The 21,980-nt window shown below is 64.6% G+C and carries 17 protein-coding genes; 13 read left to right on the forward strand and 4 right to left on the reverse strand.

Translation table 11 applies throughout. The annotated features are described in order from the left end of the window. Positions 1 to 25: 25 nt before the first annotated feature. A complete protein-coding gene (locus tag ACSQ3O_RS14980; protein WP_298457673.1) occupies positions 26 to 988 on the reverse strand; it encodes a LysR substrate-binding domain-containing protein in 963 nt (320 codons plus the stop codon). 140 nt (positions 989 to 1,128) lie between these two features. Between ACSQ3O_RS14980 and ACSQ3O_RS14985 the strand changes: the two genes are divergently transcribed. From ACSQ3O_RS14985 to dgoD, 13 genes are all read left to right on the forward strand, one after another. Next, the gene (locus tag ACSQ3O_RS14985) at positions 1,129 to 2,580 is read left to right on the forward strand and encodes an aldehyde dehydrogenase family protein (protein ID WP_436139467.1); all 1,452 of its coding nucleotides are present in this window, start codon (positions 1,129 to 1,131) and stop codon (positions 2,578 to 2,580) included. A 237-nt stretch (positions 2,581 to 2,817) separates the two neighbouring features. Next, on the forward strand, positions 2,818 to 3,783 hold the full coding sequence (locus ACSQ3O_RS14990) for an ABC transporter substrate-binding protein (RefSeq protein ID WP_056642400.1): 966 nt from the start codon (positions 2,818 to 2,820) through the stop codon (positions 3,781 to 3,783). A 169-nt stretch (positions 3,784 to 3,952) separates the two neighbouring features. Further along, a complete protein-coding gene (gene chvE / locus ACSQ3O_RS14995) occupies positions 3,953 to 5,023 on the forward strand; it encodes a multiple monosaccharide ABC transporter substrate-binding protein (protein WP_436139468.1) in 1,071 nt (356 codons plus the stop codon). A gap of 110 nt (positions 5,024 to 5,133) precedes the next feature. After that, complete coding sequence (mmsA, locus tag ACSQ3O_RS15000) at positions 5,134 to 6,729, forward strand: multiple monosaccharide ABC transporter ATP-binding protein (protein ID WP_436139469.1); 1,596 nt, start codon at positions 5,134 to 5,136, stop codon at positions 6,727 to 6,729. 59 nt (positions 6,730 to 6,788) lie between these two features. After that, positions 6,789 to 8,018 (forward strand): multiple monosaccharide ABC transporter permease, encoded by a 1,230-nt coding sequence (gene mmsB / locus ACSQ3O_RS15005; protein ID WP_436139470.1) that lies wholly within the window; start codon positions 6,789 to 6,791, stop codon positions 8,016 to 8,018. 8 nt (positions 8,019 to 8,026) lie between these two features. Further along, the gene (locus ACSQ3O_RS15010) at positions 8,027 to 9,568 is read left to right on the forward strand and encodes a sugar ABC transporter ATP-binding protein (RefSeq protein ID WP_436139471.1); all 1,542 of its coding nucleotides are present in this window, start codon (positions 8,027 to 8,029) and stop codon (positions 9,566 to 9,568) included. Further along, on the forward strand, positions 9,561 to 10,607 hold the full coding sequence (locus ACSQ3O_RS15015) for an ABC transporter permease (protein WP_137746560.1): 1,047 nt from the start codon (positions 9,561 to 9,563) through the stop codon (positions 10,605 to 10,607). The genes ACSQ3O_RS15010 and ACSQ3O_RS15015 overlap by 8 nt, the downstream gene beginning before the upstream one ends. After that, a complete protein-coding gene (gene yjfF / locus ACSQ3O_RS15020) occupies positions 10,604 to 11,641 on the forward strand; it encodes a galactofuranose ABC transporter, permease protein YjfF (protein WP_436139472.1) in 1,038 nt (345 codons plus the stop codon). Before ACSQ3O_RS15015 ends, yjfF begins: the two co-directional genes overlap by 4 nt. Positions 11,642 to 11,675: 34 nt before the next feature. Beyond that, on the forward strand, positions 11,676 to 13,409 hold the full coding sequence (locus tag ACSQ3O_RS15025) for an IlvD/Edd family dehydratase (protein ID WP_436139473.1): 1,734 nt from the start codon (positions 11,676 to 11,678) through the stop codon (positions 13,407 to 13,409). A gap of 135 nt (positions 13,410 to 13,544) precedes the next feature. Continuing rightward, the gene (locus tag ACSQ3O_RS15030) at positions 13,545 to 14,483 is read left to right on the forward strand and encodes a dihydrodipicolinate synthase family protein (RefSeq protein WP_436139474.1); all 939 of its coding nucleotides are present in this window, start codon (positions 13,545 to 13,547) and stop codon (positions 14,481 to 14,483) included. An 11-nt stretch (positions 14,484 to 14,494) separates the two neighbouring features. Then, complete coding sequence (locus tag ACSQ3O_RS15035) at positions 14,495 to 15,544, forward strand: 2-dehydro-3-deoxygalactonokinase (RefSeq protein ID WP_436139475.1); 1,050 nt, start codon at positions 14,495 to 14,497, stop codon at positions 15,542 to 15,544. After that, positions 15,541 to 16,200 (forward strand): 2-dehydro-3-deoxy-6-phosphogalactonate aldolase, encoded by a 660-nt coding sequence (locus tag ACSQ3O_RS15040; protein WP_436139476.1) that lies wholly within the window; start codon positions 15,541 to 15,543, stop codon positions 16,198 to 16,200. The genes ACSQ3O_RS15035 and ACSQ3O_RS15040 overlap by 4 nt, the downstream gene beginning before the upstream one ends. A 57-nt stretch (positions 16,201 to 16,257) precedes the next feature. Next, on the forward strand, positions 16,258 to 17,406 hold the full coding sequence (gene dgoD, locus ACSQ3O_RS15045; RefSeq protein WP_436139477.1) for a galactonate dehydratase: 1,149 nt from the start codon (positions 16,258 to 16,260) through the stop codon (positions 17,404 to 17,406). A 175-nt stretch (positions 17,407 to 17,581) separates the two neighbouring features. On the opposite strand, the gene ACSQ3O_RS15050 is transcribed toward dgoD, so the two are convergent. The 3 genes from ACSQ3O_RS15050 to ACSQ3O_RS15060 all read right to left on the reverse strand — a co-directional run bounded on the left by ACSQ3O_RS15050 (position 17,582) and on the right by ACSQ3O_RS15060 (position 21,933). Beyond that, positions 17,582 to 18,202: a hypothetical protein gene (locus tag ACSQ3O_RS15050; protein ID WP_436139478.1), complete on the reverse strand. Its 621-nt coding sequence runs from the start codon at positions 18,200 to 18,202 to the stop codon at positions 17,582 to 17,584. A 240-nt stretch (positions 18,203 to 18,442) separates the two neighbouring features. Then, the gene (gene fusA / locus ACSQ3O_RS15055; protein WP_436139479.1) at positions 18,443 to 20,488 is read right to left on the reverse strand and encodes an elongation factor G; all 2,046 of its coding nucleotides are present in this window, start codon (positions 20,486 to 20,488) and stop codon (positions 18,443 to 18,445) included. A 530-nt stretch (positions 20,489 to 21,018) separates the two neighbouring features. Beyond that, positions 21,019 to 21,933 (reverse strand): hydroxymethylglutaryl-CoA lyase, encoded by a 915-nt coding sequence (locus tag ACSQ3O_RS15060; RefSeq protein ID WP_436139480.1) that lies wholly within the window; start codon positions 21,931 to 21,933, stop codon positions 21,019 to 21,021. Positions 21,934 to 21,980 lie beyond the last annotated feature (47 nt).

A 21,980-nucleotide genomic window follows, 5' to 3' on the forward strand; every position in this document is an offset into this window, starting at 1 on the left:
GCGGCAGCCATTTCAACCAAAAAAATCAATCACCTACCTCCAACCTCCGCCCATACTGCACCAGACTCGTCTGCTTCAACGCCTTCATCATCACCTTCGCCGCTGGCGACAACAGCCGGTCCGACCGCGTGATGATCCCGAACGCATCCATATGGCACGGCATCGCCAGCGGCAACACCGTCACGAGCCCATGCGCCGCGTAATAGCGCGCCACATCCTCCGCCACCACCGCAATCATGTCGCTCTGCTGCAGCATGCGCGTGATGAACAACAAGGCCGATGTCTCCACCGTGTGCAGCGGCGGCGCCAGCCCGTCCTGCTGGAACATCAGGTCAAACCGGTGCCGCAGCACGCTACCCGCAGGCGGCACGATCCAGCTGGCCGACACCACGTCGCGCAGCGTCAACCCGCTCATGCTCGACAGCGGGTGGCCCGGGCGCGTCATGGCGCAAACCAGCTCCTCCGTCAGCGACTCATAACGCAGGTTCTCCTTGTCGTGCTCCTCATACAGGCGGCCCACCACGATATCGAGCTTGCCCTGCTCCAGCCGCTCCAGCAGCACCGGGCTGGTTTCAATGTCCAGCGAGATGCGCAGGCTGGGGTGCTCCTGCTTGACCTGCGCCACGGCGGCGGGCAGCAGGCTCAGGCCGGGTGAAGTGATGGCGCCGATGCCCACCTGGCCGTAGTGCCCGCGCTTGAGCGCACCGATCTCATCGTGCGCCTGGTTCAGGTTGGCCAAGGCCATGCGCGCGTGGCGAATCATGGTTTCGCCATACCAGGTGGGCCGCATGCCACGCGGTAGGCGGTCGAACAGCGACACCTCCAGCACGTCCTCCAGATCCTTGAGCAGCTTGGACGCGGCGGGCTGGGTCATGCTGAGCACCTGGGCAGCGCGGTGGATGTTGCCCTCTTCGGCCAAAGCCACCAGCAGCAGCAATTGGCGCGTCTTGAGGCGGGCGCGGATGAACCAGTGGTTGTAGGTGCTCATGGATGGATGGAAGGCAGGGCGAGAAAAGGGAGGGGTTTTCCAGAATGCAAGGAACGATATGTATTTTGTCTAAAAAACGATTGGATTGATATCAAAACCTTCCATAGACTTCGCCGCAACTGCAACAAAGGCTCCTCTCCATGAAGCTCGGCGATCTCCAGCTCAGCCCCCGGCACCTGATCAATGGCCGGTGGGAAATCGGCACCACCACCGGCATCAGCACCAACCCGTCGGACACCCGCGAGGTGGTGGCCGAATACGCCCGCGCCGACCGCAACCAGACTGAGCTGGCCGTGCGCGCCGCAGCCGATGCCCTGCCCACCTGGAGCCAAAGCACGCCCCAACGCCGCGCCGACGTGCTGGACATGATCGGCAGCGAGCTACTGGCCCGCAAGGACGAGCTGGGCGCGCTGCTGGCGCGTGAAGAGGGCAAGACCCTGCCCGAAGGCGTGGCCGAGGTGGCGCGCAGCGGGCAGATCTTCAAATTCTTTGCAGGCGAGGCGCTGCGCATTCAGGGCGAGCTGCTGGCCTCCGTGCGCCAGGGTGTGCAGGTGGATGTGACCCGCGAGCCCGTGGGCGTTGTGGGCATCATCGCGCCGTGGAACTTCCCGTTCGCCATCCCGGCCTGGAAGATCGCCCCGGCCCTGGCCTATGGCAACACCGTGGTGTTCAAGCCCGCCGAGCTGGTACCCGCCTGTGGCTGGGCGCTGGCCGAAATCATCAGCCGCAGCGGCCTGCCCGCCGGTGCGTTCAACCTCATCATGGGCAGCGGCCGCGAGGTGGGTCAGACGCTGGTGGACCACCCGCTGATCAATGCGCTGAGCTTCACCGGCTCTGTCGCCACAGGCGACCGTATCCTGCGCGCCGCCAGCCAGCGCCGCGCCAAGGTGCAGCTGGAGATGGGCGGCAAGAACCCGCTCATCGTGCTGGCCGACGCCGACCTGGACCAGGCGGTGGACTGCGCGCTGCAGGGCTCGTACTTCTCTACCGGCCAGCGCTGCACGGCGTCGAGTCGCCTCATCGTCGAGGCCGAGGTGCACGACGCCTTTGTGGCGCGCCTGCGCAACCGGCTGGCCAGCCTGAAGGTGGGCCACGCGCTGGAGCGTGGCACCGAGATGGGCCCGGTGGTGGACGACAACCAGCTGGCGCAGAACCTGGGCTATATCGACATTGCGCGCAATGAGGGGGCGGAGCATGTCTGGGGTGGCGAGCGCTTGGAGCGCCCCACCCCAGGCCATTACATGAGCCCTGCCCTCTTCCTGGCCCGGCCCGAGCACCGCGTAGCGCGCGAGGAAATCTTTGGCCCCGTGGCCTGCGTGCTGCGGGCCGATGACTACGAACATGCGCTGGCCCTGGCCAATGACACGCCCTTTGGCCTGTGCGCGGGCATCTGCACCACGTCGCTCAAGCGCGCCATGCACTTCAAACGCCACGCCGCCGTGGGCATGACCATGGTGAACCTGCCCACGGCGGGTGTGGACTTCCATGTGCCGTTTGGCGGCCGTAAGGAATCGAGCTACGGCGCCCGCGAACAGGGGCGCTACGCGGCAGAGTTCTACACCACCGTCAAGACGGGCTACATGCTGGCCTAAGAAGGTGGGAAGGAACCCAACATGCCCGCTCATGTCGCCAGAACACTCCCGCTCGTCGTTGCAAATGCTCGCCATAGCCCGAGCTATGACTGCGCTTTGCGCCTAGAGCGGAAGCGTTTTGGCAACCTGCTCTGGCACGCTGGATCCCTTCCCACCTTCTGAACCATCCTTTATCGCATCGCTGCTTTCCATCCCGCAACCGTCGTCAACCAACCATTACAGACAGGAGACAAGATGATGAAAATGAACCGCCGCACCGTTGCTGCCGCCTTGGCCAGCGTGCCCGTGGCCGCCTTGCTGCCCGGCGCCGCCTGGGCGCAAAAGCCCCTCGTGCTGGGCTTCAGCCAGGTGGGGGCCGAGAGTGAATGGCGCACCGCCAACACCGAGTCCATCAAGTCCGCCGCTAAAGAGGCTGGCATTGAGCTGAAGTTCTCGGACGCGCAGCAAAAGCAGGAAAACCAGATCAAGGCCATCCGCTCGTTCATCGCACAGAAGGTGGACGTGATTGCGTTCTCGCCCGTGGTGGAGTCTGGCTGGGAGCCCGTGCTGCGGGAGGCCAAGGCCGCCAAGATCCCCGTGGTGCTGACCGACCGCGCGGTGAACACCAAGGACACGTCGCTGTATGTGACCTTCATGGGCTCAGACTTTGTGGAAGAAGGCCGCAAGGCCGGCCGCTGGCTGGTGGAGAAGATGAAGGACCAGAAGGGTGAGGTCAACATCGTCGAGCTGCAGGGCACTGTGGGCTCCGCCCCCGCCATCGACCGCAAGAAGGGCTTTGAGGAAATCATCAAGGCCGACCCCAAGTTCAAGATCATCCGCAGCCAGACCGGCGACTTCACCCGTGCCAAGGGCAAGGAGGTGATGGAAGCCTTCTTGAAGGCCGAGGGCAAGAAGATCAATGTGCTGTACGCACACAACGACGACATGGCGATTGGCGCCATCCAGGCCATCGAAGAGGCCGGCATGAAGCCCGCCAAGGACATCGTGATCATCTCCATCGACGCGGTGAAGGGCGCCTTCGAAGCCATGATCGCCGGCAAGCTCAACGTGAGCGTGGAATGCAGCCCCCTGCTGGGCCCGCAACTCATGGCCGCAGTCAAAGACATCAAGGCTGGCAAGGCCGTGCCCAAGCGCATCGTGACCGAGGAAGGCATCTTCCCGATGGAAGTGGCGGCCAAGGAAATGCCGAACCGGAAGTATTGATCTGTTGCCCCCCTGAGCCGCCTGCGGCGTCTTCCCCCAAGGGGGACGCCAACGGCGCGGCGGGGCGGCCCTTGCGCGGTGGCACTCGCATTGGCCAGCGACAGTTTCATAGCGCCTTGGCGAAACCAAGCGTCAACCAAATCAAAACAACATCAGGAGACAGGAACCCATGAAGCGTGCAATTTTCAAGGCCGTGTTGGCCACCGTGGCCTTGGCTACCATTGGCGCCACTTCCGTGGCATCGGCACAGGACAAGGGCACCATCGGCATCTCGATGCCCACCAAGTCCTCGGCGCGCTGGATTGCCGATGGCGACAACATGGTCAAGGTGCTCAAGGACCGGGGATACAAGACCGACCTGCAGTACGCCGAAGACGACATCCCCAACCAGCTCGCGCAGATCGAGAACATGATCACCAAGGGTGCCAAGGTGCTGGTGATCGCGTCGATTGATGGCACCACGTTGTCCAAGGCGCTGCAAAACGCGGCCGACAAGGGCGTAAAGGTCATCGCGTACGACCGCCTCATCAAGGGATCGAAGAACGTGGACTACTACGCCACGTTCGACAACTTCCAGGTGGGCGTGCTGCAGGCCACCTCCATCGTGGACAAGCTGGGCCTCAAGCAAGGCAAGGGCCCCTTCAACATCGAGCTGTTCGGCGGCTCGCCCGACGACAACAACGCCTTCTTCTTCTACGACGGCGCCATGAGCGTGCTGCAACCGTACATCGACAGCGGCAAGCTGGTGGTGCGCAGCAAGCAGACGGGCATGAACAAGGTGGGCACGCTGCGCTGGGACGGCTCGGTGGCCCAGGCGCGCATGGACAACCTGCTGTCGGCCTACTACGGCAAGGACAAGGTGCACGCCGTGCTCTCGCCGTATGACGGCATCTCCATCGGCATCCTGTCCTCCCTCAAGGGCGTGGGCTACTGCACCGCCCAGCAGCCCTGCCCCGTGGTCAGCGGCCAGGACGCTGAAGTGCCTTCGATCAAGTCCATCCTCAAGGGCGAGCAATCTTCCACGGTGTTCAAGGACACCCGCGAGCTGGCCAAGGTGGCCGCCAACATGGTGGACGCCGTGCTGACAGGCAAGCAGCCTGAAATCAACGACACCAAGACCTACAACAACGGCGTGAAGGTGGTGCCCTCGTACCTGCTCAAGCCGGTGGCGGTGGACTCCTCCAACTGGAACGCGGTACTGGTCGGCAGCGGGTATTACAAAGAGTCTCAGATCAAGTGAGCACGAGCGGCTTCTGCATCTAAAGCCGCCGCCTGCGATTGCCATTGGGGCAGCGCGGGCGGCCTGCAACCGGGATGGGGCCAGAGGCCCCGCCAACAGACTGAGAGACCATGCTTCTTGAAATGCGGAACATCCGCAAAACCTTCCCCGGCGTAGTGGCGCTGAACCAGGTCAACCTGCAGGTGCAGGCCGGGGAAATCCACGCCATCGTCGGCGAAAACGGGGCGGGCAAATCCACGCTGATGAAGGTGCTGTCGGGTGTGTACCCGCACGGCAGTTACAGCGGGCAGATCCTGTTCGACGGGCAGGAGCGCGAGTTTGCGGGCATCCGCGACAGCGAGCACCTGGGCATCATCATCATTCACCAAGAGCTGGCGCTGGTGCCGCTGCTGTCGATTGCCGAGAACATCTTCCTGGGCAACGAAACCGCGCGGCACGGCGTCATCGACTGGATGGCCGCCCACAGCCGCGCCCAGGCGCTGCTGCACAAGGTGGGCCTGCGCGAATCGCCCGACACGCCAGTGGGCCAACTGGGGGTGGGCAAGCAACAGCTGGTGGAGATTGCCAAGGCGCTGTCGCGCAAGGTGCGCCTGCTGATCCTGGACGAGCCCACCGCCAGCCTGAACGAGAACGACAGCCAGGCCCTGCTGGACCTGTTGCTGGAGCTGAAAGCCCAGGGCATCACCTGCATCCTGATCTCGCACAAGCTCAACGAAATCTCGCGCGTGGCCGATGCCATCACCGTGCTGCGCGACGGCAGTACCGTACAGATGCTGGACTGCCGCGAAGGCCCGGTGAGCGAAGACCGCGTGATCCAGGCCATGGTGGGCCGCGAGATGAGCGACCGCTATCCGCAGCGCCAGCCGCAAGTGGGCGACATTGTTTTTGAGGTGCGCAACTGGCGCGCCCACCACCCGCAGCGCAGCGACCGCGAGCACCTCAAGGGCATCGACCTGAACGTGCGGCGCGGCGAGATCGTGGGCATTGCGGGCCTGATGGGCGCAGGCCGCACCGAGCTGGCCATGAGCATCTTTGGCCGCTCGTGGGGCCAGCGCATCAGCGGTGAGGTGCGGCTGCACGGCCAGCCCATCGATGTGAGCACGGTAGAGAAAGCCGTGAGTCACGGCCTGGCCTATGTGACCGAAGACCGCAAGGGCAATGGCCTGGTGCTGAACGAAGACATCCAGTTCAACACCTCGCTGGCCAACCTGCCGGGCGTGTCGTTCGCCAGCGTGATCGACAGCGGCCAGGAACACCGCGTGGCGCAGGACTACCGCGAGAAGCTGCGCATCCGCTGCTCGGGCGTGGACCAGAAAACGCTCAACCTGTCGGGCGGCAACCAGCAAAAAGTGGTGCTGAGCAAATGGCTGTTCACCAGCCCCGAGGTGCTCATTCTCGACGAGCCCACGCGCGGCATCGACGTGGGCGCCAAGTACGAGATCTACACGCTGATTGCCCAGCTCGCGGCCGAGGGCAAGTGTGTGATCGTGATCTCCTCCGAAATGCCCGAGCTGCTGGGCATCACGGACCGCATCTATGTGATGAACGAAGGCCGCTTTGTGGCCGAGATGCCAACTTCAGAGGCCTCGCAAGAAAAGATCATGCGAGTCATCGTGAGTGCCCCCCCTGAGGCGCTTCGCGCCATCCCCCCCAAGGGGGACGCCGCCCGTGCGGCGGGGCGGCCCTTGCACGGCGGCCGCGCGTAGCTGCAGCGCCCCTTTTCAGCGCCTGATGACCCGCACAACGCATTGAACTGATGACCGAAATGAGCCAGACCACCCATCCCCCCGCCAGCACGCTGGCCGACGGCAGCACGACAGCAGCGGCGCGGCACGACAAACCGCTGCTGCAGCACCTGCAGCACAACCTGCGCGAATACGGCATGTTGATCACGCTGGTGGCCATCATGGGCTTCTTCCAGTACATGACCGAGGGCACGCTGATGCAGCCCTTGAACCTCACCAACCTGGTGCTGCAGAACAGCTACATCGTCATCATGGCGCTGGGCATGCTGCTGGTCATCGTGGCCGGGCACATCGACCTGTCGGTGGGGTCTGTGTGTGGCTTTATCGGCGCGCTGGCAGCGGTGCTGATGGTCGAATACAACTGGCACTTCGTGCCCGCCACGCTGGTGTGCCTGCTGTGCGGCGGGCTCATTGGCGCCATTCAAGGCAGCTTTGTGGCGTTCTCGCGCATACCCTCGTTCATCGTCACGCTGGCAGGCATGCTGGTGTTCAAGGGCCTGGCGCTGGCACTGCTGGCGGGGCAGTCGGTGGGGCCATTCCCCTCGGCGTTCCAGATGCTCAGCTCGGGCTTTATCCCTGACCTTTTCAGTGTGGAAGGGCTGCGCATGACCTCGCTGCTGCTGGGCGCCGCCGTGGCTGCGGCCCTGGCCGTGGGCGGCCTGCGCCAACGCGCCAACCGGCTGCGCCACGGCGTGCAGACAGAGCCTGCGGGCCTGTTCATCGCGCGCACCGTGGTGTTTGGCGGGTTGCTGGTGTACTTCAGCTACCTGCTGGCCTCGTACAAGGGCCTGCCCAACGTGCTCATCGTGATGGCGCTGCTGATCGTGCTGTTCGACTTTGTCACCAGCCGCACCACCATCGGCCGCCGCATCTACGCCATGGGTGGCAACGAGAAGGCGGCCAAGCTCTCGGGCATCAAGACCGAGCGGCTCACTCTGTATGCCTTTATCAACATGGGCGTGCTGGCGGCCCTGGCCGGGCTTGTGTTTGCAGCGCGGCTCAACACCGCCACGCCCAAAGCGGGGCTGGGTTTTGAGCTGGACGTGATTGCGGCCTGCTTCATCGGCGGCGCATCGGCCTCGGGCGGCGTGGGCAAGGTGATGGGCGCAGTCATTGGCGCGTTTGTGATGGGCGTGATGAACAACGGCATGTCCATCCTGGGCATCGGCATCGACTACCAGCAGGTCATCAAGGGCGTGGTGCTGCTCGCCGCCGTGCTGGTCGATGTCTACAACAAGAACAAGGCGTGATGGCCGCCATGGACGCATCCACCGCCCCCGCCCCTGCTGCTGCCCCGGTGCTGCAGCTCTCGGGCATCCACAAACAGTTTGCGGGCATCACCGTGTTGCGCGATGTGCAGTTCAACCTCTACCCTGGCGAGATCCATGCGCTGATGGGGCAAAACGGTGCGGGCAAGTCCACGCTGATCAAGGTGCTGACGGGCGTGCTGGAGGCCAGCGGCGGCCAGATGCGGCTGGGCGGTGAAGCCGTTTGGCCAGACTCGCCGCTGGCCGCGCAGCGCCTGGGCATCAGCACGGTGTACCAGGAGGTCAACCTCTGCCCCAACCTCTCGGTGGCCGAGAACATCTTTGCAGGCCGCTACCCGCGCTGCGGCATTGCGCAGGGCTTTCGCATCGACTGGGCCACGCTGCACCAGTGCGCCCGTGACCTGGTGGCGCGCATCGGGCTGCAGATCGACGTGACGCACCTGCTGTCGGACTACCCCGTGGCCGTGCAACAGCTGGTGGCGATTGCGCGCGCACTCAGCATCGAATCGCGTGTGTTGATCCTGGACGAACCCACCTCCAGCCTGGACGACGACGAAGTGCAAAAGCTCTTTGAGGTGCTGCGGCGCCTGCGCAGCGAGGGGCTGTCTATTGTCTTTGTGACGCACTTTTTGAACCAGGTGTATGCCGTGTCCGACCGCATCACCGTGCTGCGCAATGGCAGCTGGGTGGGCGAGTGGCTGGCCAAGGACCTGGGCCCGCAGGCGTTGATTGCCGCCATGCTGGGCCGCGACATGGCGGCTGCGTCGGAACAACCCGCACCAGCACCCGCTGTGGACAGCCGCCAAGCCACGCTGCTGCAAGCCGAGGGGCTGGGGCAGGACACGCAACTGCAGCCGCTGGACCTGCAAATCCGCGCGGGCGAGGTGGTGGGTCTGGCCGGGCTGCTGGGCTCGGGCCGTACCGAGCTGGCGCGCCTGCTGTTTGGCCTGGAGCAGCCCGACCGGGGCGCACTGCGCATCGACGGGCAGGTGGTGAGGTTTGCGAACCCCATGGACGCGATTCGCCACGGCCTGGCCCTCTGCCCCGAGGAGCGCAAGACCGACGGCATCGTGGCCGAGCTGTCGGTGCGCGAGAACATTGCACTGGCGCTGCAGGCCCGCATGGGCGTGGGCAAATTCCTCTCGCGCGCCGAGCAGACGGCGCTGGCCGAACGCTACGTGAAGCTGCTGGGCATCAAGACCGAGACAGTGGACAAGCCCATCGGCCTGCTGTCGGGCGGCAACCAGCAGAAGGCCATCCTCGCGCGCTGGATGGCCATCGAGCCGCGCCTGCTCATCCTGGATGAACCCACGCGCGGCATCGACGTGGCCGCCAAGCAGGAAATCATGGACCAGATCCTGCGCCTGGCACAGGCGGGTATGGCCGTGCTGTTCATCTCTTCCGAAATGAGCGAGGTGGTGCGCGTGGCGCACCGCATCGTGGTGCTCCGCGACCGCCGCAAGGTGGGTGAGCTGCCAGCGGGCAGCAGCGAAGACGCCGTCTACGACCTGATTGCTGCCGAACATGTCTGAACGCTCCCCTTCCCTTTTGGTGGCGCTGCTGCGCCACCGCCTGGCCTGGCCGCTGATCACGCTGGCGCTGCTGCTGATCGTGAACACCGTCTTCAACAGCAGCTTCCTGCACATCGAATGGCGCGACGGCCACCTATACGGCAGCCTCATCGATATCCTGAACCGCGCCGCACCGCTGGTGCTGGTGTCGCTGGGCATGACGCTGGTGATCGCAACGCGCGGCATCGACATCTCCGTGGGTGCGACGGTGGCCATTGCAGCGGCCGTGGCAGCGTGGCTGATCGGCGGCTCGGTATCGGGCAACGAAAGCCGCTTCCCCCTCCCAGTCGCCATCTTGGGCGCCATCGGCATCGCACTGCTGTGCGGGCTGTGGAACGGCGTGCTGGTGGCCAAGGTGGGCATGCAGCCCATCATTGCCACGCTGATCCTCATGGTGGCGGGCCGGGGCATTGCCCAGCTCATCACCGACGGGCAGATCATCACCATCTACTACACGCCCTACTTCTTCATGGGCGGCGGGTACCTGGCGGGGCTGCCTTTCTCGCTGTTTGTGGTGGCTGTGGTCTTTGCCGTGCTGTACCTGGCCATCACGCGCACGGCGCTGGGTCTGTTCATCCAGGCGGTGGGCATCAACCCCACGGCAGCGCGCGTGGCGGGCGTTCAGGCGGGGCGACTCATTGTGGCGGCCTATGTGTTCTGCGGCGTGTGCGCGGGCATTGCGGGGCTGCTCATCAGCTCCAACGTGAAAAGCGCGGACGGCAACAACGCCGGGCAGCTGCTGGAGCTGGACGCCATCCTGGCCGTTACGCTAGGCGGCACCGCCCTGACCGGCGGACGCTTCAGCCTGGTGGGCAGCGTGATTGGCGCGCTCATCATCCAGACGCTGACCTACGCCATCTACTCGCTGGGCGTGCCGCCCGAGATCAACCTGGTGGTGAAGGCCGTGGTGGTGTTCATCGTGATGCTGCTCCAGTCGCCCGAGTTCCGGGCGCAAGTCGGCGCGCTGGCACGCCGCCCCGGTGCGGGAGCCTTGCAATGAGCGCCGTTCCCCAGACTGCAGGCTTCAACAGCGTGAGCCACCCTGCCTCACCGACTGCCGATGCGCGCGCGCGGTTCAACCCCAAGTACCTGCCGCTGGCTGCCACCATCTCGCTGTTCGTGGCCATGGCCACGCTGGGCTCGGTGCTGTACACCGGCTTCTTCTCGGCCCAGGTGTTCCTCAACCTGCTGATCGACAACGCCTTCCTCATCATCGTGGCGGTGGGCATGACCTTCGTGATCCTGTCGGGCGGCATCGACCTCTCGGTGGGCTCGGTGGTGGCGCTCTCCACCATGGTGCTGGCTGCGCTGGTGGAGCACCGGGGCTGGAACCCGATGGTCGCCATCCCGCTGGTGCTGCTGATGGGCACGGCGTTTGGCGCGTTCATGGGTTTCCTCATCGAGCGCTTTCGGCTGCAGCCCTTCATCGTCACGCTGGCAGGCATGTTCCTGGCGCGCGGGCTGTGCTACCTGATCAGCATCGACTCGATCAGCATCACGCACGAAGGCTATTCGGAACTGGCCCAGTGGCGCCTGCCACTCTGGGAAGGCGCATCCCTTTCGCTGGGCGCGCTCATTGCCATCGCCGTGCTGCTGGTGGCGCTGTTTGTGGCGCATTGCACGCCGTTTGGCCGCAGCGTGTATGCGGTGGGCGGTAGCGAGCATTCGGCCGTGCTCATGGGCCTGCCGGTGCGCCGCACGCTGATTGGCGTCTACACGCTGTCGGGCTTTTGCTCGGCGCTGGCGGGTGTGGTGTTCACGTTCTACATGCTCTCGGGCTATGGCCTGCATGCCGTAGGTATGGAGCTGGACGCGATTGCCGCCGTGGTCATTGGCGGCACGCTGCTCACGGGCGGCGTGGGCTATGTGGCGGGCACGCTGTTTGGCGTGCTCATGCTCGGAATCATCCAGACCCTGATTTCCTTCGACGGCACGCTCAGCTCCTGGTGGACGCGCATCGTCGTTGGTGTGCTGCTGTTCGCTTTCTGCCTGCTGCAGCGGCTGCTCTCGCGCCGCTCGGGCAAGGCCCGTTGACCCTTCATTTCCCCTCTTTCTCTCGCACCCCACCATGACCACCCCCAAGCGCAAACTCCGCTCCACCGAATGGTTCGGCACCGCCGACAAAAACGGCTTCATGTACCGCAGCTGGATGAAGAACCAGGGCATCCCCGACCACACGTTCGACGGCCGCCCCGTGATCGGCATCTGCAACACCTGGTCCGAGCTGACCCCGTGCAACGCCCACTTTCGCAAGATTGCCGAGCATGTGAAGCGCGGCATTTACGAGGCGGGCGGCTTTCCGGTGGAGTTTCCGGTGTTCTCCAACGGTGAATCCAACCTGCGCCCCACGGCCATGCTCACGCGCAACCTGGCCAGCATGGACGTGGAAGAAGCCATTCGCGGCAACCCCATCGACGCGGTGGTGCTGCTGGTGGGCTGTGACAAGACCACGCCCGCACTGCTGATGGGCGCAGCCAGCTGCGACGTGCCCGCCATCGTGGTCACGGGCGGGCCCATGCTCAACGGCAAGCTCGACGGCAAGGACATCGGCTCGGGCACGGCCGTGTGGCGCCTGCACGAATCGCTGAAGGCGGGCGAGATCAACGAACACCAGTTCTTTGCGGCCGAGGCCGGCATGTCACGCTCTGCCGGCACCTGCAACACCATGGGCACGGCCAGCACCATGGCCTGCATGGCCGAGTCGCTGGGCACATCGCTGCCGCACAACGCGGCCATTCCGGCCGTGGATGCGCGCCGCTATGTGCTAGCCCACATGTCCGGCAAACGGATCGTGGAGATGGCACACGAAGGGCTCACGCTTTCCAAGATCCTCACGCGCGAAGCCTTCGAGAACGCCATCCGCACCAACGCGGCCATCGGCGGCTCGACCAACGCGGTCATTCATTTGAAGGCCATTGCAGGCCGCATCGGCGTGCAGCTGGACCTGGAAGACTGGACGCGCATCGGCCGTGGCACGCCCACCCTGGTGGACCTGCAGCCCTCGGGCCGCTTCCTGATGGAAGAGTTCTACTACGCGGGCGGCCTGCCCGCCGTGCTGCGCCGCCTGGGCGAGAACGGCCTGCTGCCCCACCCCAACGCGCTCACCGTCAACGGCAAGAGCCTGTGGGACAACGTGCGCGAAGCGCCGCAATACAACGACGAGGTGATCCGCCCGATCAACAACCCACTGATTGCCGACGGCGGCATCTGCATCCTGCGCGGCAACCTGGCGCCGCGTGGCGCGGTGCTAAAACCGTCCGCAGCCTCGCCCGAGCTGCTCAAGCACCGGGGCCGCGCCGTGGTGTTCGAGAACCTGGAGCACTACAAGGAACGCATCGTCGATGAGAACCTGGACATCGACGCCAGCTGCGTGATGGTGCTCAAGAACTGCGGCCCCAAGGGCTACCCCGGCATGGCCGAGGTGGGCAACATGGGCCTGCCGCCCAAGCTGCTGCGCCAGGGCGTGAAGGACATGGTGCGCATCTCCGACGCGCGCATGAGCGGCACCGCCTACGGCACGGTGGTGCTGCACGTGGCGCCCGAGGCCGCAGCACTCGGCCCCCTGGCTGCGGTGCGCGATGGAGACTTCATCGAGCTGGACTGCGAGAACGGCCGCCTGCATCTGGACATCAGCGACGAGGAACTGGCAGCACGCCTGGCCGCATTGGCGGGCACGGACAACGGCGGGCGCGGCGGCTACCAGCGCCTGTATGTGGACCACGTACTGCAGGCCGACGATGGCTGCGACTTTGACTTTCTGGTCGGCTGCCGTGGTGCCGCCGTCCCGCGTCACTCTCATTGAAAGATGCACTCCCGAAGTCGCTTCGAGCCTTCGCCGCGTCAGCCACAGGGAAACGCTACATATTTAATAGCTATCTGCGCTTTATAGACAGGCGACAGCGACCTATTTCACTCCATTTTTTTACCCACGCCCGCCATGCCAGCTACCCATTCACGCCAGAACCCTCGCTATCGCGGCATCTTCCCCGTCGTGCCCACCACCTTCCACGAAGACGGCACGCTCGATCTCGACAGCCAGAAGCGCTGTCTCGACTTCATGATCGATGCTGGCGTGGATGGTGTGTGCATCCTGGCCAACTTCTCCGAACAGTTCTCGCTGTCGGATACCGAGCGCGAAGTCCTCACCCGCACCTCGCTGGAGCATGTGGCGGGCCGCGTGCCCGTCATCGTCACCACCACCCATTACGGCACCCGCGTGTGCGCCGAGCGCAGCCGTGCCGCACAAGACATGGGCGCGGCCATGGTGATGGTCATGCCTCCCTACCACGGCGCCACTTTCCGCGTGCCCGAGGCGCAGATATACGAGTTCTATGCCCACGTGTCCGACGCCATTAGCATCCCGATCATGGTGCAGGACGCGCCCGCCAGCGGCACCGTGCTGTCGGCCCCGTTCCTGGTCCGAATGGCGCAGGATATCGAGAACCTGGCCTACTTCAAGATCGAAGTGCCCGGCGCCGCCAGCAAGCTGCGCGAGCTGATCCGCCTGGGCGGCGACGCCATCGAAGGCCCGTGGGACGGTGAAGAAGCCATCACGCTTCTGGCCGACCTGGATGCCGGTGCCACGGGCGCAATGACGGGAGGCGCCTTCCCCGACGGCATTCGCCCCATCATCGAAGCGCACCGCCAGGGCGACATGGACCAGGCATTTGCGCTCTACCAGCGCTGGCTGCCCCTCATCAACCACGAGAACCGCCAGGGCGGCATCCTCACCGCCAAGGCCCTCATGAAGGAAGGTGGTGTGATCGCCTGCGAGGCGGGCCGCCATCCCTTCCCGGCCATGCACCCCGAGGTGCGGCGCGGCCTGATCGACATTGCGCGGCGGCTGGACCCGCTGGTGCTGCGCTGGGCGCGTTAAGCAGGAAACACATGGTGCCCGCACGTTTTCTGGTGCCCGCCGAAGCGGGCCTCATTGCCCTGGACTGGGGCACCAGCGCGTTGCGCGCCTTCCGCATGGGCGCGCATGGCGAGGTGCTGGAGACGCGGCACCGGCCCTGGGGCATCATGAATTTGCCCCCAACCGCGAGCAATGCGGCCAACCCTGAACCCGGCGCTGCTTTTGAACACGCGCTGCAAGACACTTGTGGCGACTGGCTGGCCGACACACCCGGCCTGCCCCTGCTGGCCTGCGGCATGGTGGGCAGTGCCCAGGGCTGGCGCGAGGCCAAGTACCTGCCCACGCCCACCTCTCTACACGAACTGGCTCGGGGCCTGACGGTGGTGGCGCGACGCAATGGCCCACCGTTGCACATCGTGCCGGGCCTGCTGCAGCCAGGCGCGCTCCCCAACGTGATGCGCGGCGAAGAAACCCAGGTGCTGGGCGTGCTGGAGGGCCTTGCACTGCCTGCGGACGCGCCCGTGCTCATTGGCCTGCCTGGCACGCACAGCAAATGGGTGCTGGCACGCCGGGGCCGTATCGAGCAGTTCCACACCTTTATGACGGGCGAGGTTTTTGCTGCACTGCGCGGCCACACCATTTTGGGCAAGACCATGCAGGCCGCAGCCGCGCCCGACGACGACGCCTTTGCGCGCGGACTGGAGGTGGCGCGCGGCAGCGATGCAGCACTGGGCCTGCTCTCGCACATCTTCAGCACACGCACGCTGGGGCTGACCGGCACACTGGCGCCCACAGCCCAAGCGGACTACCTCTCGGGCCTGCTGATCGGGCACGAGGTCGCCAGCTTGGCCCGTGTGCAGGATCAGACGCAGACCACACCGCAGACGCTGGTGCTCTGCGGCGAGCCCGACCTGTGCCGCCGCTACGCCATCGCGCTGCAGACCTACGGCTTTGCCGCCCCCACCATCGCCACGCAGGCTACGGCCACCGGGCTGTGGCAAATCGCGCTGGCGGCGGGGCTGGTTATTGCGCCAGCGCCCCCCTCCTCACACCCCTTTAACGCCGGGAGCCTGCCCGCATGAACCCCATCGACAAAGCCCTGTTCCACATCCTGCAGCGCTGCGGGCTCATCGCCATCCTGCGCGGCGTGCAGCCGCACGAGGTAGTGGCCATCGGCCACGCGCTGTACGACGCGGGGTTTCGCATCATCGAAGTGCCACTCAACTCGCCCGATCCTCTGGCCAGCATCCGCGCACTGCGCGACGCACTGCCCGCCGACTGCCTGGTGGGCGCAGGCACCGTGCTCTCCATCGAGGCCGTGGCCGGTGTGGCCGCAGCCGGTGGGCAGATCATCGTCATGCCCCACAGCGACCCCGATGTGATCCGCGCCGCACGTGCCGCTGGCATGGCCTGTGCACCGGGCGTGGCCACACTGACCGAGGCCTATGCCGCGCTGGCGGCGGGCGCCAACATGCTCAAGCTCTTCCCGGCCGAGGCGCTGCCGCCCCATGTGCTCAAGGCCTGGCGCGCCGTCATCACGCCGCCCATGGCACTGGTGCCCGTGGGCGGCATCGTGCCGGAGAGCATCGCCCCTTACGCAGCAGCAGGGGCCAGCGGCTTCGGCTTGGGCTCGGCCCTGTACCGGCCGGGCGACAAAGCCCCCGACGTCGCGCACAAGGCAGCAGCGTTTGCGCGGGCGTGGCAGGCGTCCTTTGGCACAGCGCCCGCCACTGCCTGAACCGCCCCCTACTCGCTCCAGACAACCCAGCATTTCTGAACTGACTGCCCAGCCCCCATGAAGATCACCCGACTCACCACATTCATCGTCCCGCCACGCTGGTGCTTCCTCAAAATCGAAACCGACGAAGGGATCATCGGCTGGGGCGAGCCCGTGCTGGAAGGCCGCGTGCACACCGTGGCGGCTGCGGTCGATGAACTGGCCGACTACCTCGTTGGCAAAGACCCACGCCACATCGAAGACCACTGGACTGTGCTGTACCGGGGCGGCTTCTACCGGGGCGGCGGCGTGCACATGAGCGCGCTGGCCGGCATCGACCAGGCGCTGTGGGACATCAAGGGCAAGGCGCTGGGCGTGCCCGTGTCCGAGCTGCTGGGTGGCAATGTGCGCAGCCATATCAAGGTCTACAGCTGGATCGGCGGTGACCGCCCCAGCGAGACGGCCGCCGCTGCCCAGGCCGCCGTGGCGCGCGGCTTCACGGCCGTGAAGATGAACGGCACCGAAGAAATGCAGTACGTGGACAGCTACGACAAGGTGGAACGCTGCCTGCAGAACGTGGCCGCCGTGCGCGAGGCCGTGGGGCCGAACGTGGGGATTGGCGTGGACTTCCACGGCCGTGTGCACCGGCCCATGGCCAAGGTGCTGGTCAAGGAGCTGGAACCCTACAAGCTCATGTTCATCGAAGAGCCTGTGCTGAGCGAACACGAAGAGGCGCTGAAGGAAATCGCCCGCATCTCCTCCACCCCCATCGCCCTGGGCGAGCGCCTGTACTCGCGCTGGGACTTCAAGCGCGTGCTGCAAGGCGGCTATGCCGACATCATCCAGCCCGACCCCTCGCACGCAGGCGGCATCACCGAGACCCGCAAGATCGCCAGCATGGCCGAGGCCTACGACGTGGCCCTGGCCCTGCACTGCCCGCTGGGCCCCATTGCCCTGGCGGCCAACCTGCAACTGGACGCGGTTTGCTACAACGCCTTCATCCAGGAACAGAGCCTGGGCATCCACTACAACCAGGCCAACGACCTGATGGACTATGTGTCCAACCCCGAGGTGTTTGCGTACAAAGACGGGATGGTGGCGATACCGAACGGACCGGGGTTGGGTATTGAGGTGAACGAGGACTATGTGCGCGAGCGGGCGCAGGAGGGGCACCGGTGGAGGAATCCAGTGTGGAGACACAAGGATGGGAGTTTTGCGGAGTGGTGAGACGGGTTGAAAGCCTCCGCTAATTGATTCAGCGGTATTGGCCTGCTCCAGGCCGGACACTGCCTTTCGCGCCAAGTCGGATTTCTGGAAGCTCTATCGGCACTGTTCCGTCATTGGGAGGATGGCAGACAGCTCGTCGTGGAGAGCACCGGCGGTGCCCCAATGATCCCGCCTGTCACCCGTTGTAGGAGTAGATGAGCAATCCCAGGGCAGGGACAACCACCAGATCCTGCTCATGGCCCGTAGTGAAAAATGCCCCTTCTTCGCCTGCTGCGCGTACGGCCTGCTCCAGCAATTCAGACGGCTCACCTGCACAGCTCTGCCCACGAAACAGATGTTCATGCTCAGCAGCCGGTGTGACTTTCCACGGTTGGTACAGGTGGTACGGCTTGCCATCCCGTCCGAGATGAGCTGTAGCAAAGTAGGCCAGCCCCTGGCTGCGGATGCGCGTCAGGTTGTCTTCTGACAGCCGGAAGATTGCGTATCCACAACCTTCTCTGAAACCACTGATCTCATCGTGGTGCACGACTTTCTGCAGCTCGAACTGCGGTGGAATCGCTTGGCGGTACAGCTCCACCTGCATATGGCTGCACCCTTTCATGGGCAAGAGTATCAGCACAAGCAGGGCGCAGGCCCAGGAGGTCAACCGCAGCGCGACGGCGGGTGGTTGATATCCGAGTAACTGGTGGGAGGCATAGCCGAAACCTCTAGCCATGCCCCTTGCCAGAAAGAAGCTCGCCAACCCAAAAATGGCCAGGCACAGCAGGCCGATGCCCAGCACGATTGCAATAAACATGGGTACCTTTCAACCCAAGAAATCCTGGGCGTTGGGCGCCAGTATTCGGTGGCAGCGTGAGGCCAACATGAAGTCTGTGAGGCGTGTGTGATCTTCTGGCTACCTACCCATCTGCACTAGGCTGAGCACAGCCATCCACGCTACAGACATCGGTAGAAACAGGAAAAAGGGACGCAGACATCCGTCCGCGCCCCTCTTGTTTTGCGCTATCAGGCCAGCAAGCCGACCCAGTGCGCATCATCACGGCACCAATGCGGCCATTTCTCCTGCGGGGACCACCCCATAGTGGTCCAGCTGCATCGAATACTGCGCACGCCCCGAAGACAGAGCGCGCAGGCTGCCGATGTAGCCGAACATCTCTTTCAGCGGTACCTCTGCCTCGACCGTGGCGGCGTTGCCACGTTGGCCCTGGCCCCGCACCATTCCTCGGCGGCGGTTCAGGTCGCCGATGGCGTCGCCCAAGTAGTCAGCCGGCGTGATGACCTCCACCGCCATCACGGGTTCCAGCACCTGGGGCCCGGCCTTGGCAAAGGCTTCGCGGAAAGCAGCCATGGCCGCCAACTCAAAGGCCAGTGTGGACGAGTCGCGCTCATGGAAGCTCCCGTCCACCAAGATGGCCATAAAGTCGGTGGAGGGAAAGCCCGCCACTACGCCTGCCAAGGCTGCTCGGCGGATGCCTGCCTCCACGGCCGGGATGAACTCGCGAGGCACGGCGCCACCAACGATGCGGTTTTCAATGCGGATGCCTTCGCCCCTGGGCAGGGGTTCGAGCAGCAGCTTCACCTCGGCGTACTGGCCGGGGCCTCCTGATTGCTTCTTGTGCACATAGGTCACCTCCGCACTCCGTGCAATGGTCTCGCGGTAAGCCACCTGGGGGCGGCCGACCGACACATTCACGCCGTGGCGTGCGCGCAGCTTCTCGATCGAGACTTCGAGCTGCAGCTCGCCCATGCCGGACAGGATGGTCTGGCCGGATTCTGCGTCGTGCTGCAGCCGCAGGCTCGGGTCTTCGCGCAGCAGGGACTGCAGGGCCTTGGACAGGCCTTGCTGGTCCGCGCTCGCCTTGGGCTCGATGGCCACGTGGATCACCGGCTCGGGCACGCTGATCTGCTCCAGCACCACAGGGTGGGCCGGATCGCTCAGGGTGTGCCCTGTCAGCGTGTCCTTCAAGCCAACAACAGCGGCAATGTCGCCCGCCACCAGTTCGTCGCGTTCGATGTGCTTGTCGGCATGCACTTCATACAGGCGAGACACGCGCTCGGTCTTGCCCGTGCTGGTGTTGAGCACCACATCGCCCCGCCCCAGCCGGCCGCCGTACACGCGCACGAACACTTTGGCACCATGGTCGTCAGTGACCACCTTGAACGCCAGGGCCGAGAACGGGTCGGCAGCCGTGGCCAGCTTGCCACCGCTGCCTTCGCGCACGATGTCGTCCGGCGAAGGCAGGTAGTCCACCACGGCGTCGAGCAAAGGCTCAACACCCCGGTTCTTGAAAGCCGAGCCAGCCAGTGCAGGCACGAAGGCACCTGCCAAAACACCCTTGCGAATGCTGGCACGCAGTACGTCCACGGCGATCTCCTCGCCGTTCACGTAGGCCTGCAGGGCGGCATCTTCCTGCTCCACCGCAGCTTCCACCAGGCGGGCGCGGGCGCGCTGGGCCTGCTCCAGCAGGTCGGCAGGCACATCGGCTTCGCGGTAGGGGGCACTGGCGTCGTCTTTGTCCCAGATACGAGCACGCATGCTCAGAAGATCCACCACGCCGCGGAAGTCGCCTTCCACGCCAATGGGAATCTGCAGCGGCACCACGCGCACGCCCAGGCGCTCTTCCATCATGGCCACCACACGGTGGAAATCGGCACCCACGCGGTCGAGCTTGTTGATGAAGGCGATGCGCGGCACGCGGTACTTGTCGGCCAGGCGCCAATTGGTCTCGGTCTGCGGCTCCACGCCAGCCACGCCGTCGAACACGACGACGGCACCGTCGAGCACGCGCAGCGAGCGGTTCACCTCGATGTTGAAGTCGATATGCCCGGGTGTGTCGATGAGATTGAGCTGCGTGCCCTTCCAGTGAACGGTGACGGCCGCGCTGTGGATGGTGATGCCGCGCTTTTGCTCCTGCGGGTCGAAGTCCATCTGGGCGGTGCCGTCGTTCACATCACCAATGCGGTGGCTCTCGCCGGTGTAGTACAGGATGCGTTCGGTGGTCGTGGTTTTGCCCGCGTCAACGTGGGCGATGACACCAAGGTTGCGAAGATGGGCGTTGCTGACGGTGCGTGAATTTCTCATGGCGAATCTTTCTTGCGGCTGCACTCGGCTCTGCGAGCAGCTGCCGCCTGGTTGGCATTGCGCCAGCCCAGGCGATGGATTCGCCTGATGGCTAGCGTCGATGGGACGTTGTGCTGTCGCCGAAGCCCGGGCGCACGGAACTCAAGCTCCGGCGGTCGGGAATCGTGGCAATCAACTTGTCGTAGGTACGCATGGGTTGCTCGTTGAATGAATCGGTCAATGGATGGGGCAGAAAACAAAAAACCCCGGAGGGACGGAGCCTGCCGGGGTTCTTTTGACCGGAAGGCGCACAGCCCTCCGATACGCGATCGAGGGGCGCAACTAGGTGGCGAACGATGCCTTGATCACGTTGGTCAGAATTTTCATAGAAGCGAATTATCCTCCTCGTGCGCAAAGCGTGCAAGCGGGCTGTCTGCGCACGCCAGATCGGTTGAAGGCCACGGGTGCAGTCTGTCAAAGACCGCCGTGAGTGTTCGTGCGACAAATCTGCGCCGCACGCTGGCGCCTGGCCGACCTTCCTCCTGACCCGATCAGTCAGCCAACGTTGCTGAGCAGTGGCTGGACATGGCACGCGCAACGTGTGAAGAGGTCTCACGTCCCAACGCCGAACTGATGTACACCCCGGCCTGGATCAACCTGGGCAGATCAATGCCAGTCTCGTAGCCCATGCCGTGAAGAAGGTGCACAACGTCCTCGGTGGCAACGTTGCCTGAAGCGCCAACAGCGTACGGGCAGCCTCCCAACCCCGAAACGGAGCTATCGAAAGCGCGGATCCCCAGTTCGAGAGACGCAACAATGTTGGCAATGGCCATGCCGTAGGTGTCGTGGAAATGGCCAGCCAACTGCGACGCGGGAATCACACGGATGCAGGCCTCCAGCATGCGTCGTGTGGAGTTGGGGTTTCCACGACCGATGGTGTCCCCAAGTGAGATCTCATGACACCCCATCTCGCTCAGAAGGAGCGCTACTTCAGAAACTTTCTCGGGTGTGATGTCCCCTTCGTAGGGGCACCCCAAGACGCAGGAAACGTAGCCACGCACCCGCAGCTTGTTGTCCAGCGCAACCTCAATGACCGAGCGAAAACGCTCCAGGCTCTCGCGTATCGAGCAGTTGATATTGCGCTGCGAAAACGTTTCTGAGGCGGCCCCGAAGACCGCCACTTCCTCACAGCCTGCAGCGATGGCAGCCTCCAGCCCTTTGAGATTGGGCGTGAGCGCTCTGTAGTGCACACCTGCCGTGCGCGGCACCCGCTGCATGACTTCGGCGCTGCCGGCCATCTGCGGCACCCATTTCGGAGACACGAAAGACGCCGCCTCGATGTGTTTGACGCCTGCATGGACCAGCCGCTCGATCAGCGCGACCTTGGTGTCCACGACAATCGGCCTCGGCTCGTTCTGCAACCCGTCGCGGGGTCCGACTTCAACAATCTTGACGTGTTCTCTCATGGGATACGTTGGCGCTCAGGCGGGCCGATCTACAAGGACTGGTCAAC

Source organism: Acidovorax sp. LjRoot74 (genome assembly GCF_964254355.1).
In the GTDB taxonomy this organism is placed as follows: domain Bacteria; phylum Pseudomonadota; class Gammaproteobacteria; order Burkholderiales; family Burkholderiaceae_C; genus Acidovorax.